14 protein-coding genes are annotated in these 13821 nt (G+C 46.6%); 2 read left to right on the top strand and 12 right to left on the bottom strand.

Translation table 11 applies throughout. The features are described from left to right. Positions 1–29: 29 nt before the first annotated feature. The 4 genes from PUW25_RS19445 to PUW25_RS19430 form a co-directional block, all read right to left on the bottom strand. Positions 30–1094, bottom strand: coding sequence for an aliphatic sulfonate ABC transporter substrate-binding protein (locus tag PUW25_RS19445; RefSeq protein ID WP_274337407.1), 1065 nt, complete (start codon positions 1092–1094; stop codon positions 30–32). A gap of 20 nt (positions 1095–1114) precedes the next feature. Further along, positions 1115–1963, bottom strand: a complete 849-nt coding sequence (locus PUW25_RS19440; protein ID WP_047913243.1) for an ABC transporter permease — start codon at positions 1961–1963, stop codon at positions 1115–1117. 319 nt (positions 1964–2282) lie between these two features. Continuing rightward, the gene (gene fabV, locus PUW25_RS19435) at positions 2283–3485 is read right to left on the bottom strand and encodes an enoyl-ACP reductase FabV (protein ID WP_274337406.1); all 1203 of its coding nucleotides are present in this window, start codon (positions 3483–3485) and stop codon (positions 2283–2285) included. 104 nt (positions 3486–3589) lie between these two features. After that, the gene (locus PUW25_RS19430; RefSeq protein WP_274337405.1) at positions 3590–4180 is read right to left on the bottom strand and encodes a TetR/AcrR family transcriptional regulator; all 591 of its coding nucleotides are present in this window, start codon (positions 4178–4180) and stop codon (positions 3590–3592) included. Between the two features lie 373 nt (positions 4181–4553). Between PUW25_RS19430 and PUW25_RS19425 the strand changes: the two genes are divergently transcribed. Beyond that, entirely contained in the window at positions 4554–5321 is a 768-nt protein-coding gene (locus PUW25_RS19425) for an SDR family NAD(P)-dependent oxidoreductase (RefSeq protein WP_205054828.1), read from the top strand. A gap of 78 nt (positions 5322–5399) precedes the next feature. On the opposite strand, the gene PUW25_RS19420 is transcribed toward PUW25_RS19425, so the two are convergent. Next, positions 5400–6209 (bottom strand): VOC family protein, encoded by an 810-nt coding sequence (locus PUW25_RS19420; RefSeq protein ID WP_274338431.1) that lies wholly within the window; start codon positions 6207–6209, stop codon positions 5400–5402. A 121-nt stretch (positions 6210–6330) separates the two neighbouring features. Next, the gene (locus PUW25_RS19415) at positions 6331–6999 is read right to left on the bottom strand and encodes an O-methyltransferase (RefSeq protein WP_047913239.1); all 669 of its coding nucleotides are present in this window, start codon (positions 6997–6999) and stop codon (positions 6331–6333) included. A 127-nt stretch (positions 7000–7126) separates the two neighbouring features. Between PUW25_RS19415 and PUW25_RS19410 the strand changes: the two genes are divergently transcribed. Next, complete coding sequence (locus PUW25_RS19410) at positions 7127–8029, top strand: LysR family transcriptional regulator (protein ID WP_047913238.1); 903 nt, start codon at positions 7127–7129, stop codon at positions 8027–8029. A 30-nt stretch (positions 8030–8059) separates the two neighbouring features. Here PUW25_RS19410 and PUW25_RS19405 read toward each other — a convergent pair whose 3' ends face one another. The 6 genes from PUW25_RS19405 to PUW25_RS19380 all read right to left on the bottom strand — a co-directional run bounded on the left by PUW25_RS19405 (position 8060) and on the right by PUW25_RS19380 (position 13810). Beyond that, complete coding sequence (locus PUW25_RS19405) at positions 8060–9088, bottom strand: HAAS signaling domain-containing protein (protein ID WP_047913237.1); 1029 nt, start codon at positions 9086–9088, stop codon at positions 8060–8062. A 4-nt stretch (positions 9089–9092) separates the two neighbouring features. Next, positions 9093–9437, bottom strand: coding sequence for a PadR family transcriptional regulator (locus tag PUW25_RS19400; RefSeq protein WP_047913236.1), 345 nt, complete (start codon positions 9435–9437; stop codon positions 9093–9095). 227 nt (positions 9438–9664) lie between these two features. Beyond that, the gene (locus PUW25_RS19395; protein ID WP_047913235.1) at positions 9665–10501 is read right to left on the bottom strand and encodes a YitT family protein; all 837 of its coding nucleotides are present in this window, start codon (positions 10499–10501) and stop codon (positions 9665–9667) included. Between the two features lie 260 nt (positions 10502–10761). After that, positions 10762–12753 carry an acyltransferase family protein gene (locus PUW25_RS19390; RefSeq protein ID WP_047913234.1) on the bottom strand — a complete coding sequence of 664 codons (1992 nt, stop codon included), beginning with the start codon at positions 12751–12753 and terminating at the stop codon, positions 10762–10764. Beyond that, complete coding sequence (locus tag PUW25_RS19385) at positions 12746–12877, bottom strand: hypothetical protein (RefSeq protein ID WP_274338430.1); 132 nt, start codon at positions 12875–12877, stop codon at positions 12746–12748. Before PUW25_RS19385 ends, PUW25_RS19390 begins: the two co-directional genes overlap by 8 nt. A gap of 150 nt (positions 12878–13027) precedes the next feature. Further along, positions 13028–13810 carry a LysR family transcriptional regulator gene (locus PUW25_RS19380; RefSeq protein ID WP_052512228.1) on the bottom strand — a complete coding sequence of 261 codons (783 nt, stop codon included), beginning with the start codon at positions 13808–13810 and terminating at the stop codon, positions 13028–13030. Positions 13811–13821: the final 11 nt, after the last annotated feature.

The following is a 13821-nucleotide window of genomic DNA, read 5'->3' as shown; positions in this document are numbered from 1 at the left end:
GGGACTAAAGCGAATTCCTCTTTAACTCTTTAATTTGTATCTGTTTCTAGCTTTCCTTCCTCTTCGAGCTCCTTAAGTGCCTGTTCGATATATTTGTTCTCAAGGACTAAGGAGGTGTCGAGCTGTTTGTCGATTGCATTAATGGAATAGAGGAAGTCTGCCTGCTCCTGATGTGCGGCTGCAAATTCAGGTGTAATTGGGGACAGGAGAGAGGTGTTGTTATTCATAATTTTCACGAGCATGTCCGCATCTACGTTTTTTGTTTGTCCAAAATGGGCTGCAACCTCCTCGACATGACTCTCATAATACTGCCTTAGCTGTTCGTAGGTCTTGAGGAAAGTCACGGTCAGCTCCGGATGAGTCTCAATGAAGCCGGTGCGTGCGATAAGAAAACCGGGTGCCAGTATGTTTAATTGTTCACCGTCAACAAGAACCTGCGCGCCTGTCTGCGTGGTAGCTGTAGTCACATAAGGCTCCCAGACAGACCATGCGTCCACTGCTTTGGAGTCGAGGGCAGGCCTCGCTTCATCCGGCTGAAGCTGGATCAGCTCGATGTCATCTCCAGTGAGTCCCACGGTATTAATGACCTGGAACAGAAAATTGTAGGCACTGCTGCCTTTGGCTACGGCAATTTTCTTTCCTTTCAAATCCTCGATGCGCTGGATATCACTACCCTCAGGTACGAGAATGGCATTTCCTTTCTTACCGTCACCGGTGACAGCAATCGCTTTGAAGTCGATCCCTCCGGTCTGACCTGCAATGACGGGTGTACCGCCCGTACTGCCAAAATCCAGTCTGCCGGATGCGAGTGCTTCAAAATGGGGTGGAACGCTCGCGAACTCATGCCATTTCACCTCGGCACCCACCTGTTCAAATGCTTTTTCAAAAGCCTTCGTGTCTCTTGCATAGGAGAAAATGCCGGTGGCGCCTTGAACACCAATATTGATGACAACCTTATCTCCGGGGCTGACGGCTCCTGCCACATCGGCAGTGCTGCCGCCTTGATTGGCACAACCACTCATCATGAGAAGGACCATGAGCGCTGCCAGTAAAATGGTGATACTGTGTCGTTTTTTCTTTAATTGTTCAGACATCGTTATCAAGCTCCTCTCATTTATCCATTGAAGCTGTCCCGCCAGCGAAGCAGCCTTCTTTCTAAGTACCGGACGAAGGAGTCCGTGATTTTTCCTACTGCGGCAAAGATGATAATACCGACAAACACCACAGACGTCTGCGTGAATTGACGTGCATCCTGTATCATGTATCCGATTCCCTCACTGGAGCCCATCAGCTCAGCTACAACAAGTCCCAGCCAGGCAACGCCGAGAGATAGACGAAGTCCAAGCAGGATGTTAGGCAGTGCAGCGGGTAATACGAGCCGGATCAACTGCTTGAAACGACTGAACTCGAGCACCTTGGCAACCTCAAACAGCTTAAGGTCAACACCACGAATACCTAGAAAGGTATTTACATACATCGGGAAAAAGGCGCCTTTGGCAATGAGCAATATTTTGGAGGTCTCACCAAAACCAAACCACAGAATAAATAACGGAGTGAGTGCCAGGTGGGGGATCATACGCAGCATTTGAAAGGTGGGGTCTAAGGTCTGCTCGAACCGGCGCAGGAAGCCGACAAGGGTCCCGAATACGAGACCTAGCCCAGCACCCAACAGAAAACCGCTTGCTGCTCTAGCGATACTGATTTGCATGTGACCAAACAGCTCGCCCGAGATGATCAGGTCTCTGAAGGATAATGCAATTTGCAGCGGGGTAGGGAGCATGGTGCTTGAGATCCATCCGAAGCCTCCTGCGATCTGCCATAGAATCAGAATGGAGCCTGGAACGAGAACGCCTAACAGAATGGAGCTGAGTTGACTTGTTCTTGAAGGTTTAGCCTTACGGTGTTTATTACTTGTAGCTGCAGGCTTTATTTTGGTGCCTAAAGATTTTCCTTGCTCAATCATAAGCTGACCTCCTTAATGGGGTGGATGATGGGAGATACGGTGTGTGAGGAAAAATGGGCACAAAAAAGAGGCATCTTCATGAATCGAAAATGCCTCCGTTTGTACGGTAGACGGTGAGAACCATGTCAAATCTTATAATTCCCATCGAATTGATATGTTATTGAGGTAAATCATACCAACGGATATGGAGCATGTCAATCCTTATTTTCATATGAAATTCATCACTTGCTTATCATAGATATGGAATCGGCGTGCAAAAAAAAGCCCTCTGGATTATGATCCAGAGGGGCGATTGCGGGTCACACAGCAGCTTGCTGGCCTATTCTACTTTGTAGGCACCCGGTATTTGGACGTCTGGATTTACATCGCTCTCATAGTCGACACCATCCGTCTCGAATCCAAACAGCTGGAAGAACTCCTGGTTATATCCCTTCAGGTCCGAGATGTCATAGATGTTGTCACTGTTGACCTCAGACCAGATACGAAGAACCTCTTCCTGTACATCTTCTTGCAGCTCCCAATCATCGATACGAATACGTCCTGCTTCATCAACCAGAGCTGGCTCGCTATGATACAGACGATCTGCAAATAAGCGGTACATCTGTTCAATGGTACCTTCATGCAATCCTTTTTCCTTCATCACCTTGTACAAGGCAGATACATATAGAGGAACGATCGGAATTGCCGAGCTGGACTGGGTCACCAGTGCTTTGCTTACAGCAACATAAGCACGTCCGCCCGTACTGGACAGCTCCTCGTTCAGCTGATGTGCTGTCGCCTCCAGATGATCCTTCGCCTGACCGATGGATCCTTCACGGTAAATAGCACGGGTAATCTCAGAGCCGATATAGGAATAGGCAATTGTCGTCGCATGGTCTGCCAGCACACCTCCGTCCTTCAGCGCCTTAATCCACAGCTTCCAATCCTCACCGCCCATTACGGTTACGGTATTGCGCACTTCTTCCTCGGTTGCGGGCTCAATCGTTACTTCGGTAACTTCACCGGTATGGAAGTTAACCGTTTTGTTCGTGAAGGCGTCTCCGATCGGTTTCAGTACAGAGTTCACCATTTCTCCTGTAGCAGGATCCAGGCGTCTTGGCGCAGCGACACTATAGACGACAAGATCGACCTGTCCCAGCTGCTCACGAATGACCTCTACTGTTTTTTGTTTTGTTTCGTCCGTGAAGGCATCTCCGTTCACACTATAAGACTTAAGACCAGCGGCGTTAGCGGCCTGCTCGAATGCAGCGGAGTTATACCAGCCCGCCGATGCTGTTCTTTTCTCACTTCCTGCACTTGGACGGTATACTCCGATCGTGTTCGCACCTGCACCAAAGGCAGCAACGATGCGGGAGGACAGGCCGTAGCCTGTAGAAGCGCCAAGTACTAGCACGTTCTTCGGTCCGCCATTGATTTGCGGCTGAGCCTGTACGTATTTAATTTGCTCCTCCACCTGGCGCGCGCATCCGACTGGATGTGCGGTTGTACATATAAAGCCGCGTGTTCTAGGTTTTATAATCATATTTGTAATATTCCTCACTTTCACTTTCGTTAGACATTTCATGGCCATGATTTAGATACAGCCACACCCTATTGTAACAATTTTTCGAGAAAGTAAAACCATATTCATCGATTCTTGAACTCAATGTAATTCAGATTTTGATTCGTTTGAATCATCACCTGCTCTGCCATATAGCTGGCTGAGTATTTAAAGTCGGTGTCGGCCCAGTACATAATGACACCTACAAAAGCGGACATGCGGTAGCTGAGCATGATCTCATAGTCTATCGTTCTGGCGGAATCGTCCATCACAATATGCATATCATTCCTCATCGCGTCTTTCAGCAGATTGTAGATATCGTATGAAAGATCGTTGCTGACAGAGAGAAGGGCTTTGAACTGATCCTTGTGATGCTCAATATGCTCCAAGAGACGTAGAGTAGAGGGGTAGATCTTGTCCGCATCAACCCGTTCCATACCTTCATATGGGGCAAGTAATGCGATTGAAACCCCTTGCAAAAACTCCCCTTTGATATCTCTAAGCAAGTCCTCTTTATCTATATAGTGGTTATAAAATGTTCCTCGATTGTAGTCTGCACGGCTGGCAATGTCCATAATCGTGGTGGCCTCATATCCTTTTTCAAGCACCAGCTCGATAAAAGCGACTTTGAGGGCAAGCCGTGTTCGTTTGCTTCTTCTGTCGTTCGTATCTTCCATTTGCCTGTAGACTCCTGTCCTATTCGTACATCGTTGAATCCATTTCATAACCTATTAAAAGGTAGTGTGAGATGGATTACGCTGCTCATTATTATATCGTAAGTCTTCATGGTTCCCAAATTACGGGGATCAAAATTTGAACATGTGGAAAGTATATGTTCAACTTCTAATTGTAAATTTAACAATTAAATTTTATGTGTCGATTAGATGACAATTTTGTGAATACTGATTATTGTCCTTCTTTTTGGAGAGGTGTACGATAAACAGGAAGTGAGTTACTAACTAAAAGATTCAAGCCTTACAATTGTATGGCATCCGTAGTTGATAACTGCAGGTGTCATACTTATCTCGAGGAAAAGGAAGCGAATATACAATGAGTCAAACACAAGCAAAAACAGCAATTGTTACAGGAGCGGCAGGCGGTATTGGTAAAGAATTGGTACGTCGTTTGGCAGAACGCAATGTGAACGTGGTCCTCGTTGACCTGAAAGAAGAAGCAATTAACGCAACGATTAAAGATCTGGGTCTTAACGACTCCAATTCACTGGCTGTTGCGGCAGACGTATCCAAAGAAGAAGATGTGCAAAACTACGTGAACCAAGCCGTTGAGAAGTTCGGCACAATTGACTATTTTGCAAACAATGCGGGTATTGAGGGTCCTACAGCTACGATCGATGAGATGAGTGTACAAGCTCTTGACCTCGTATATAACGTCAATGTTCGCGGGGTATTCCTTGGTCTGAAATATGTCATTCCAGTGATGAAAAAACAAAGTTCAGGCGCAATCCTGAATACTTCATCTCTAGCTGGCCTCATGGGAGCTCCAGGTATGTCTCCTTACATTATGTCCAAGCATGCAGTCATTGGCCTTACTCGTGTAGCAGCTAATGAGCTGGCTTCATTCGGAATCCGTGTCAATGCGGTTCTTCCAGGTACGATTGCAACACGTATGATGGAGCAGATCGAAGCAAACTCCGGTGCAGCTGAAGAGTACAAAAAAGCGAACGAGGCTGCAACTCCACTGGGCCGTTACGGCAAGCCGGAAGAAGTGGCAGCAGTAATGAACTTCCTGCTGTCTGATGAAGCTTCCTTCGTTACAGCATCTCTATACACTGTTGACGGCGGTATGGTCGGTCAATAATAAGGGCAGAACATTCAAGAGCCTGAACCATTATGGTTTCAGGCTCTTTTTTGCTGTTCACGAAAAAACGTTATTTCATTATTTCATACATGCAATAACGATCCGGTTTCCATCTGGATCAATAACAGCAAATTCAGATAAATCCTCGAAGTGATTCGGTTCACCTGCGACTTGAAAGCCTTGATCCAGGACGTATTGATAGGAGGCCTCTATGTCATTTGTTTCGAAGTAGAAGAGCTCTGTAAAATCTTCCTGGCGCAAAGAGCGATGCTGATCCAGAAGCAGTACCGGCCCGCTTGTCATAGGAACGCTGTAAATGGGTCCATCCGTGTTCTTGTCGTCATAAGGCAGACTGAACAGCGCTGTATACCAGCGGACAGCGGACTTCATATCGGTGACATCGACAAAGACACCACCAATGCGGGGAAGGATTGGACTGACACCATCAGCGGGGTTCCATGCGTCTGTCTCAGCGGAATCCGTATTACGGCTTGCCATGAGTGTATTTCCATCGGAGTCACTGAAGTTGAAATAAGCCATAGGGCCATGATGATAGGGCTTGGAGTATGTCGCAGCCTGCTGCTCGGCATGTTCGTAAGCTGCATCGATATTGCTGCAGGCGAGCATGAAACGGGGCTTCATCTCTTCACGCCATTCCGGATTTTTTCGATTCTCGGTGTTGGAATCCAGAATAAGATGAGCGTCCGGCAGATCCAACCAATATACAGGTCCTGAGGTCAGACGTTCTTCTCTGACGGGTAGGCCAAGCAATTGACTGTACCATTCCGCTGCTCTTCGTACATCGGTAACATGAACAAACAGGCTGGTTATCCGGTTCTCTATCGGTTTAATGAGATTCTGCGTGTGTGCGGTGAGATGATTGCTCAAGTTGAAATCAACTCCTTATCGAATATTGGAGATGCCGTATGCTTGGAGAATCTGATAGGGAATATACATTCGCCTTTTGGATATTAATTCCTGCCTAGAACCACTTGAAATGATAAAAAAATCAATTAACAATGCCGATAACGAATCCGTCGTAACCTTTGCTTCCTACAGTTTGAATAGCGGTTGCCGAAATCTGTGTTTCGTTGGACAGAATATCGTAAAACTGCCTAACACCCTGAATCCGTGGATCTGTGCTGTGGTGATTGGTAATTTCGCCTTCCCTAATCACATTATCGCCAATAATGACGGTACCCGTATGAGAGAGTTCCAGAGCATACTTTATATACGCTGGATTATTAGGTTTGTCTGCATCGATAAAGATAAAATCAAAAGGCTCCTCCTCTTCGTTTTTCATCTTCTCCAGCTGTAAAAGAGCATCCCCGACACGAATCTCAACTAAATGATCTAAACCTGCGAGCTCCAGATTGCGATGAGCGATGTCGGCATGATGAGGATCAAGCTCCAGGGTGATCAGCCTGCCATCATCAGGGAGTGCACGAGCCATCCAGATCGTACTATAAGCCCCAAGTGTACCAATCTCGAGCACCCTTTTTCCTTTTTGTATCTGTAGAAGCAGCTGAAGCAGCTTCCCCTGATTTGGAGCAACATCAATGGGAGGCAGATTTGACTGCTGATTGTTGGTCAGAACGGCTTCTAGCAAGGGGTCACGAGGGATAAGCTTATCCTCTACATAACGATCGACCTGGCTCCAAGTGTTCATCTGATTCATACGTATCACTTCCCCTTTTCATCAATTTTGTATCTAATCCTATTGTAAGTTGATTATAATGATAAATATAATATATCTTTCTGATCTACTCATAAATTAAATATATAAATAGGAGAGAACGGTACTCATGAATTTGCATGCCTTGCGATTGTTTTATGTTGTTGCCGAGACGAGGAGTGTTACACGTGCTGCTGAAATACTGAGTATCAGCCAGCCAGCAATTACCTCGCAGATTAAGAAATTTGAGCAGGAGTTGTCTTTGCCTTTATTAAAGCCGGAAGGAAGAGGTATTGCCCTTACGGATGCAGGTGAGCATCTGGCGGTATTGGCCGCAAGATTGTTCGCGGTAGAGCAGCAGATTGAGCAGTATGCAGCGGAATACCGGGATGGCGGAAGGGGAAGGCTTCGGCTTGCAGCCACATATCTACCTGCCAATTTTCTCATTCCATCCTGGATTGCAAAATATAAGCAGCACTATGAGAGAGTAGAGGTGAAGATTAATACGACCAATTCAAGTGAGGCTCTCAAGCAACTCTTGGGGGTGGAAGTGGATCTCGCCATCTATGGAGGCCTGCTAGAAGAGCACCCGGATTCCATCTATGCGGAGGAGCTTTTTCAGGATGAGCTTTGGTTTGTGGTTGCTCCAAGTCATCCTTATGCGAATCAGGAAGTTACACTTGAGGAGATGGCGAAGATTCCGTTTGTTATGAGGGAGGAGGGGAGCTCGACGAGAGAACGACTCTTATCACTCTGTCGAACGTACAATGTACCCGCTCCTTCCATCTCTCTTACGTTCAACGGATTACATGAGGCTATATTCGCTGTGGTGTCTGGATATGGAGCAAACTTTGTATCCTCTCTTGTCGTTAAGGGACAGGTGGCGCGGGGTGAATTAGCTCGCGTTATGGTAACCGGAGTCCAGCTCACGAATACGATTGCAGTCTGTACTCGGAAGAATGAAATCTTGCCTGCAACCGTGAGCCATTTCATTCAATTGATCAGGCAGAATCCATATGAAGAGAGGTACTGAGCTAGCTTATAGAACGTAAAAAAACCGTGCTTATGCACGGCCTGTAAACTTTTTACTGCGGCTCCATTTGTAGATTTCGCTTCCCAAGTCGACTAGGCTGATGATGGCAATAATATAGATCAAGTTTTGACTCAGTCCTGACCACATGCTGGAGACGTTCTCGTGGCTTTCTTCGCCAGGAATAATAAGGCCCGCGGCTTCCAGTTGACTAATGAATGATGCATTCCAGAACGAAGTATCCTGAAGCATAATCCAGGCGAGGACAAATGAGAGCACGCTGAACAATATATGGTAGGCGAGAAGAGAAGTCGTCTTTTTGCGCAGAATCAGTTTAAATATTTCCCCCAAAATGCCTACGGCTCCTAACAGCCAGATGAAAGGTATATACTTCTCAATTCCGGCTGAGCTGATGAACGGAATGGAGAAGGAGCCCTGATCACTAATTCGGTACACAGCAAGTAACTCCACATTTAAGGCAAACAGTGCCGTAAACAAAGTAATAAAAATGATACTGGCAATCGGCTCTGACTTTTTGATCTCTGTACCGTGATCAGGCAAAGCTTGCAAATCTTTTGGATTCCATTCTTTTATCGAATTTTCATTGTTTGACGAAGTCGATCTTCTCCGCTGTCTGTATTCAATGAGTGCAAATATGACCGTAACCCATGCGATGGCTTGAGAAATAGAGATGAAAATATCAACGAGGAGGTGGGTGAAATGGTCCAAAATATGGCCAGGCGTCATGATGGCTTCAACTATGGTGAATATACTGAGTGCGATCAACAAAGAAGCAAGGACAACTTTCATGACGGTCATGTAACTGGAATACATCGCTGGACCAATAAGATAGCGTTCGCCCGCGTATCTTGCAGCCATCACCTCCGGATGACCCAGTTCTCTCAGCACATTCTCTACCTGTTGGTCAGTAATTTCATCTGATGATGCGTGTTCCTCCAGCATATCTTCAATGAGACCGTGCAGCTCCTTCGATATGTCCGCTCTTTGTTTCTCGGGCAGTCTCTGTGTGACTGCGTACACATAACGCTCAATAAGTTCCATTTCCTTATCCTCCTCTAGTTCCGATAATGTTCTTCATACTTTCAGTTAGTGACATCCATTCCCGGCATACTCCATCATAGACGTCCTGACCAAATGGAGTAATGGTATAGTACTTCCGGGGACGGGCTTCATTCGTGTCCCAGCTGCTCATTAGAAGCTCTTGTTTCTCTAGTCTGCGAAGCAAGGGATAAAGTGTGCCGGGATCAACGGACAGTCCTTTGTCTTCAAGCACAGTGACGAGCGAATAACCGTACTGTGGTTCTGACAACTGACTAAGCACCGCGATAATGATGCTTCCTCGTCTAAGTTCGCTTAGTAAATTCTGTATCGTTTCTGTTACATCATTCATATATCATCAACTCCTGATCACATTATACTGTATGACGCACACTATTGTACATGACAAAATGATATTTATTTTAAATTATTGGCTGATAGCTAGTCTTATAATCATATTTCCTCTAAAAATGTTTCGTCAGAAGCGGAGAGTTAGACATATAACCCGCGTATAGATGCTGTATCCATAGGAAATAAAAAAACCGCGCTTATTCAGCGCGGCTGTCAGACTGTCTATTATTATTTGGAAATATCAATAAATCCTTCTCCGAACACGTCACGGACATCATGAATCGTTACAAAAGCGGAGGGATCCTCAGATTTTACAATTTTCTTCAGCATCGATACTTCCTGCTTGCTGATCACGATATACAGAATTTCCTTCTCTTGACCGGTGTAGTAGCCGTAGCCTCGAAGCACGGATACACCACGGTCCATAATATCGGTCACCTTCGAAGCAATTGCATTATGCTTGGCTGACACGATGGTAACGGCTTTTTTCGGATTGAGACCTTCAATAATAAATTCCATTGCTTTTGTACCGATATACAGAATCAGGATGGTGAACATGAAATTCTCAATACCGATGACAAAGATAGAGAGTATGGCCACAATAATATCGAAAAAGAGCAGGGCGTAACTAATGTTCCAATCCAGATATTTGTTAGCTAGACGTGCCAGGATCGTTGTCCCGGCCGTAGTCCCGCCAACTCGTATAATTAATCCGATACCGAGGCCAGCGAGCAGTCCGGCAAATATGGCATTCAGTACCGGCTCGTCAGCCGGGATTGACCAATCCTCAGTCCAGTGCAGAAATAAGGAATTAAACGCGACGACAATAATGGTGTAATAGGTTGTCTGCTTGTCGAGCAGCCTGTAGCCGATAACCAGCAGAATGCCGTTGATGACGAAGCCGACCAGAGCAGGCGACCACTGAAACAAATAATAGAGAACGATCGAAATCCCCGTAACGCCGCCTTCTCCAAAATCATTGGGAATGACAAACAAATTGACTGCTAGCGCGAAGATAAATGCTCCTGCAAGCAGCATGACCATATCATACATTCTTTTTTTCATAACAAAACCTCCATGAATCTAAATGATGCAAGATAATGCACTAGAACACTTCGAAATGAATTCAATCACACAAAAAAAGCGATTAAAGGAGAAAAAATCCTTTAATCGCTTGATGCAAATCTGTAAGATTGCGCAGCTCTTTTAAGAAATAAATCAGACAGCTCACGTGCTGTGGGTCAATTACTATCCTATTATAGGACGTAGACCCCTGATTTGTAAACACAATTTGTAGGGTAAGGATGAATTCAAGATATCTTCATTCATTGTAGTGCACTCATAATTAGACGAGTATAAGCTTCAGCACCCGCAGGCTCCAGGTGAACGCCATCCTCTCTAAAATATTCGGGATGTTCCTTGCTGGCTTCGTGCCAATCGATAATTGTCGTATTCGGATATTTGCTTCCGATCTCAGACAGCATCTTGTTTACGTTCTCCTCCCAATCCTTGGGTACTCTCGTGTTCACGAGAAGGACCTGTTCGGCGGATTGAAGAGAGTCCAGCAGGGAGGTCAGGCTCTTCTCCGAAAAAGCACCATTCGTGCCAAGTCCAATAATGACGGTTCCGGATAGACGATCCTTCGCTTCAAGTGCCGGAAGCAAATCGGCTGCATGGCTCATCTGTCTTCCGATCTCTGCATCAACAGTTATACCCGGGAGCAGCTTCTCCAGGCAGGGAGTCACTCCGACCATTACAGAATCACCAATGGCCGTAATGGAAGCGCCGGACATCGGCTTCACTTGATGATCTGCCGGTGTATCCTTTATGTCTTCCGGGGCTGTATCCTTTTCAGCATCATTGTCCGAGTTCTTCTCTGGATCTGAGTCTGTTGCACCTTCGCCATTGGATTCTCCAGCGTCCGGTTCCTCTGCACTGGGCTCTCCACCACTGGGTTCTTCAACACTTGGCTGCTCTCCATCTGTCTGCTCTTCATCCGGAACAGGTTCCTTCTCGTGTTGTTGGTCAGGGGGCGGCTCTCCTGCATTTCCCGGAGAAGGAAACTCAGAGAAGACTCCGTTTGCCTCTTGTTTCTTCGCATCCGATATATTTATCGTCATTCCGATACAGAAGATGCCGATGAACAGAAGTGAGCTGCAATAGACGGCAAGACGTCTTGGTGTAAATACACAGCTTCTACGCTTCGGATGCCGTACATCCTGCCACCATATACGAAGAGCGCCTTCACGTATCGGTTGTTCAATGTACTTCCAGGACAGAGAAGCCAGAATGACGCTTGCAGCGACCTGCAGCAGGGTATAAAAAGCTCCGATTCCTTCCGGATTTCCTCCGGGACTCGTCAGAATCAGTACAGGATAATGCCACAAATAGATGCCATATGACCGGATCCCGATCCAGCGAAGGGGTCTTGCTCCAAGCACTTTGGCAAGCAGGGAAGCCGGGTGCGCCAGAACGGCTACTAGTACAGCTGCTGCAATCGAGAAGAGGAGCATGCCGCCGTTGTACAGCCATGACGCGTAGCGGTCAGTGCTCCACATCATATATAGAACGAGCAGCAGCGCGCATATCCCTGTTACATCCAGCCCCAGCTGTGCCATCCTCTGGACTCTACCAGATAACTTGTAGCTGGGCCACACAATGGCAAGGGCAGCACCGGTCAACAGCCCGAATGCACGGGTATCTGTTCCGAAATAGACTCGGCTTGGATCCGAACCCGGCTCATGAAGCAGAGCCATGAGAAGCGCCGATAATGCTGCCAGCGTACAAATAAATACAAACATCTGGCCTCGTTTTGGGAACAATTTGAGTCCAATCAGCATAAGAAGCGGCCATAGGAGGTAGAACTGCTCTTCTACGGCCAGGGACCACATATGTCCAAGCGGCGAGGGTGGACCAAACGATTCGAAGTAGGATATATCCTGGAAAATAAATTGCCAATTGCTTATGTATGTAACGGCAGCAGCAACGTCATAGCGCAAGGAAGCGAGCCGAGAAGTATCAAATAAAGTCATCCACACCACGGTCATGAGGAGCATGATCAGCATCGCGGGCAGAAGTCGCCTGAACCTTCGATACCAGAATTGCTTCAGATCAATTCTTCCATGATGATGCCACTCTATGGCGAGGATGTTTGTAATTAAATAGCCGGATAATACAAAGAAAATGCTGACACCTAGAAATCCACCGGGAGCTTCATCAAGTCCCCAGTGGTAGCACATAACGCCAATCAGCGCCAAGGCTCTGAGTCCATCCAGCCCCGGCATATAGCGGGAGCCTGTTTTCATTGGTTTAGGCATGAGATTTCACCTCAGCCTTGCACACATGCTGCAGATTCTGGTCTGAAAACGGAGTCATCTCCGCATAGCTCATATTCACAAACGTCTGGGTGTGTGGAGTCAAGTAAGTGGTCATTTGGAACATGCGAAAACCTTTCCTTTCACAAACAATTTCAATAGGTTAATACTAACACTGCAGCAAAATAAGGAAATGACAAAAAGGTAAAGTACAGGTCACATTGTTGAAGTCAAAAATGAGACCAGAATTATAATGATATCAGCTCCTGATCTGGCTTCAAGAGGGAGCAAAAGGAAGGACACTCAGCTCCTGTCTCTGTATCTCATCCCGTACAACCATCTCGGGCAGCAGCGCAATCCCGTCACCTGCCATGACACAGCGTTTAATGGCTTCTGGATTACCCAGCTCCAAGCGGACATTGAACGGGATGCCATGTGCTCGCAGCACCTTTTCCAGCATAATCCGATAATTGCAGCTGGCTTCCGCCATAAACCAGTCCGTATGCTTTAAATCGTTAATTTCAAGCTGGTTCAGCTGTAAGAGCGGGTTCTTCGGGCTTGAGACGAGTACAAGCGGCTCTTCTCTGATCACAATCGTATTCAGGGTTGGCTCGGGCAGTGTATTTCCAAGAATCAGCCCGATATCGAATTCCCCTTCCTTAACCTGATCTAGGATATAATCCTCCCGATCGGCTTGCAGCCTTATATTCATCTCGGGGTAAGACTCCCGTATCGCCTGAATGACCTGTGGAAGGAAATAGGAGGCGATGGAATCAATTGTACCGATAGATAAAGTCCCGCCGCCTTGCATGGCCAGCTTTTCTTTGGACTGATCGTACAGCTCGATAATCTGGACAGCAATCTTTAGCAGCTCTTCACCGGACGAAGTGAGACGAAGCGTTTTGCCGTGGCGTTCAAACAATTTGACATTGTATTCCTTCTCCAGCTTCTGAATCTGGGTCGTGACGCTGGATTGGGCATAGCCGAGCTCTTCTGCCGCTCGGGTGAAGCTTTGACGCAGGGCGACCTGCCGAAATGTTTTGAGATATATAAAATCCATGAGCCCACCTC

This window comes from Paenibacillus urinalis (assembly GCF_028747985.1).
Taxonomy (GTDB): Bacteria; Bacillota; Bacilli; order Paenibacillales; family Paenibacillaceae; genus Paenibacillus; species Paenibacillus urinalis.
The sequence above is the reverse complement of the archived record's forward strand: the minus strand, read 5'-3'. Positions and strand labels throughout refer to the sequence as shown.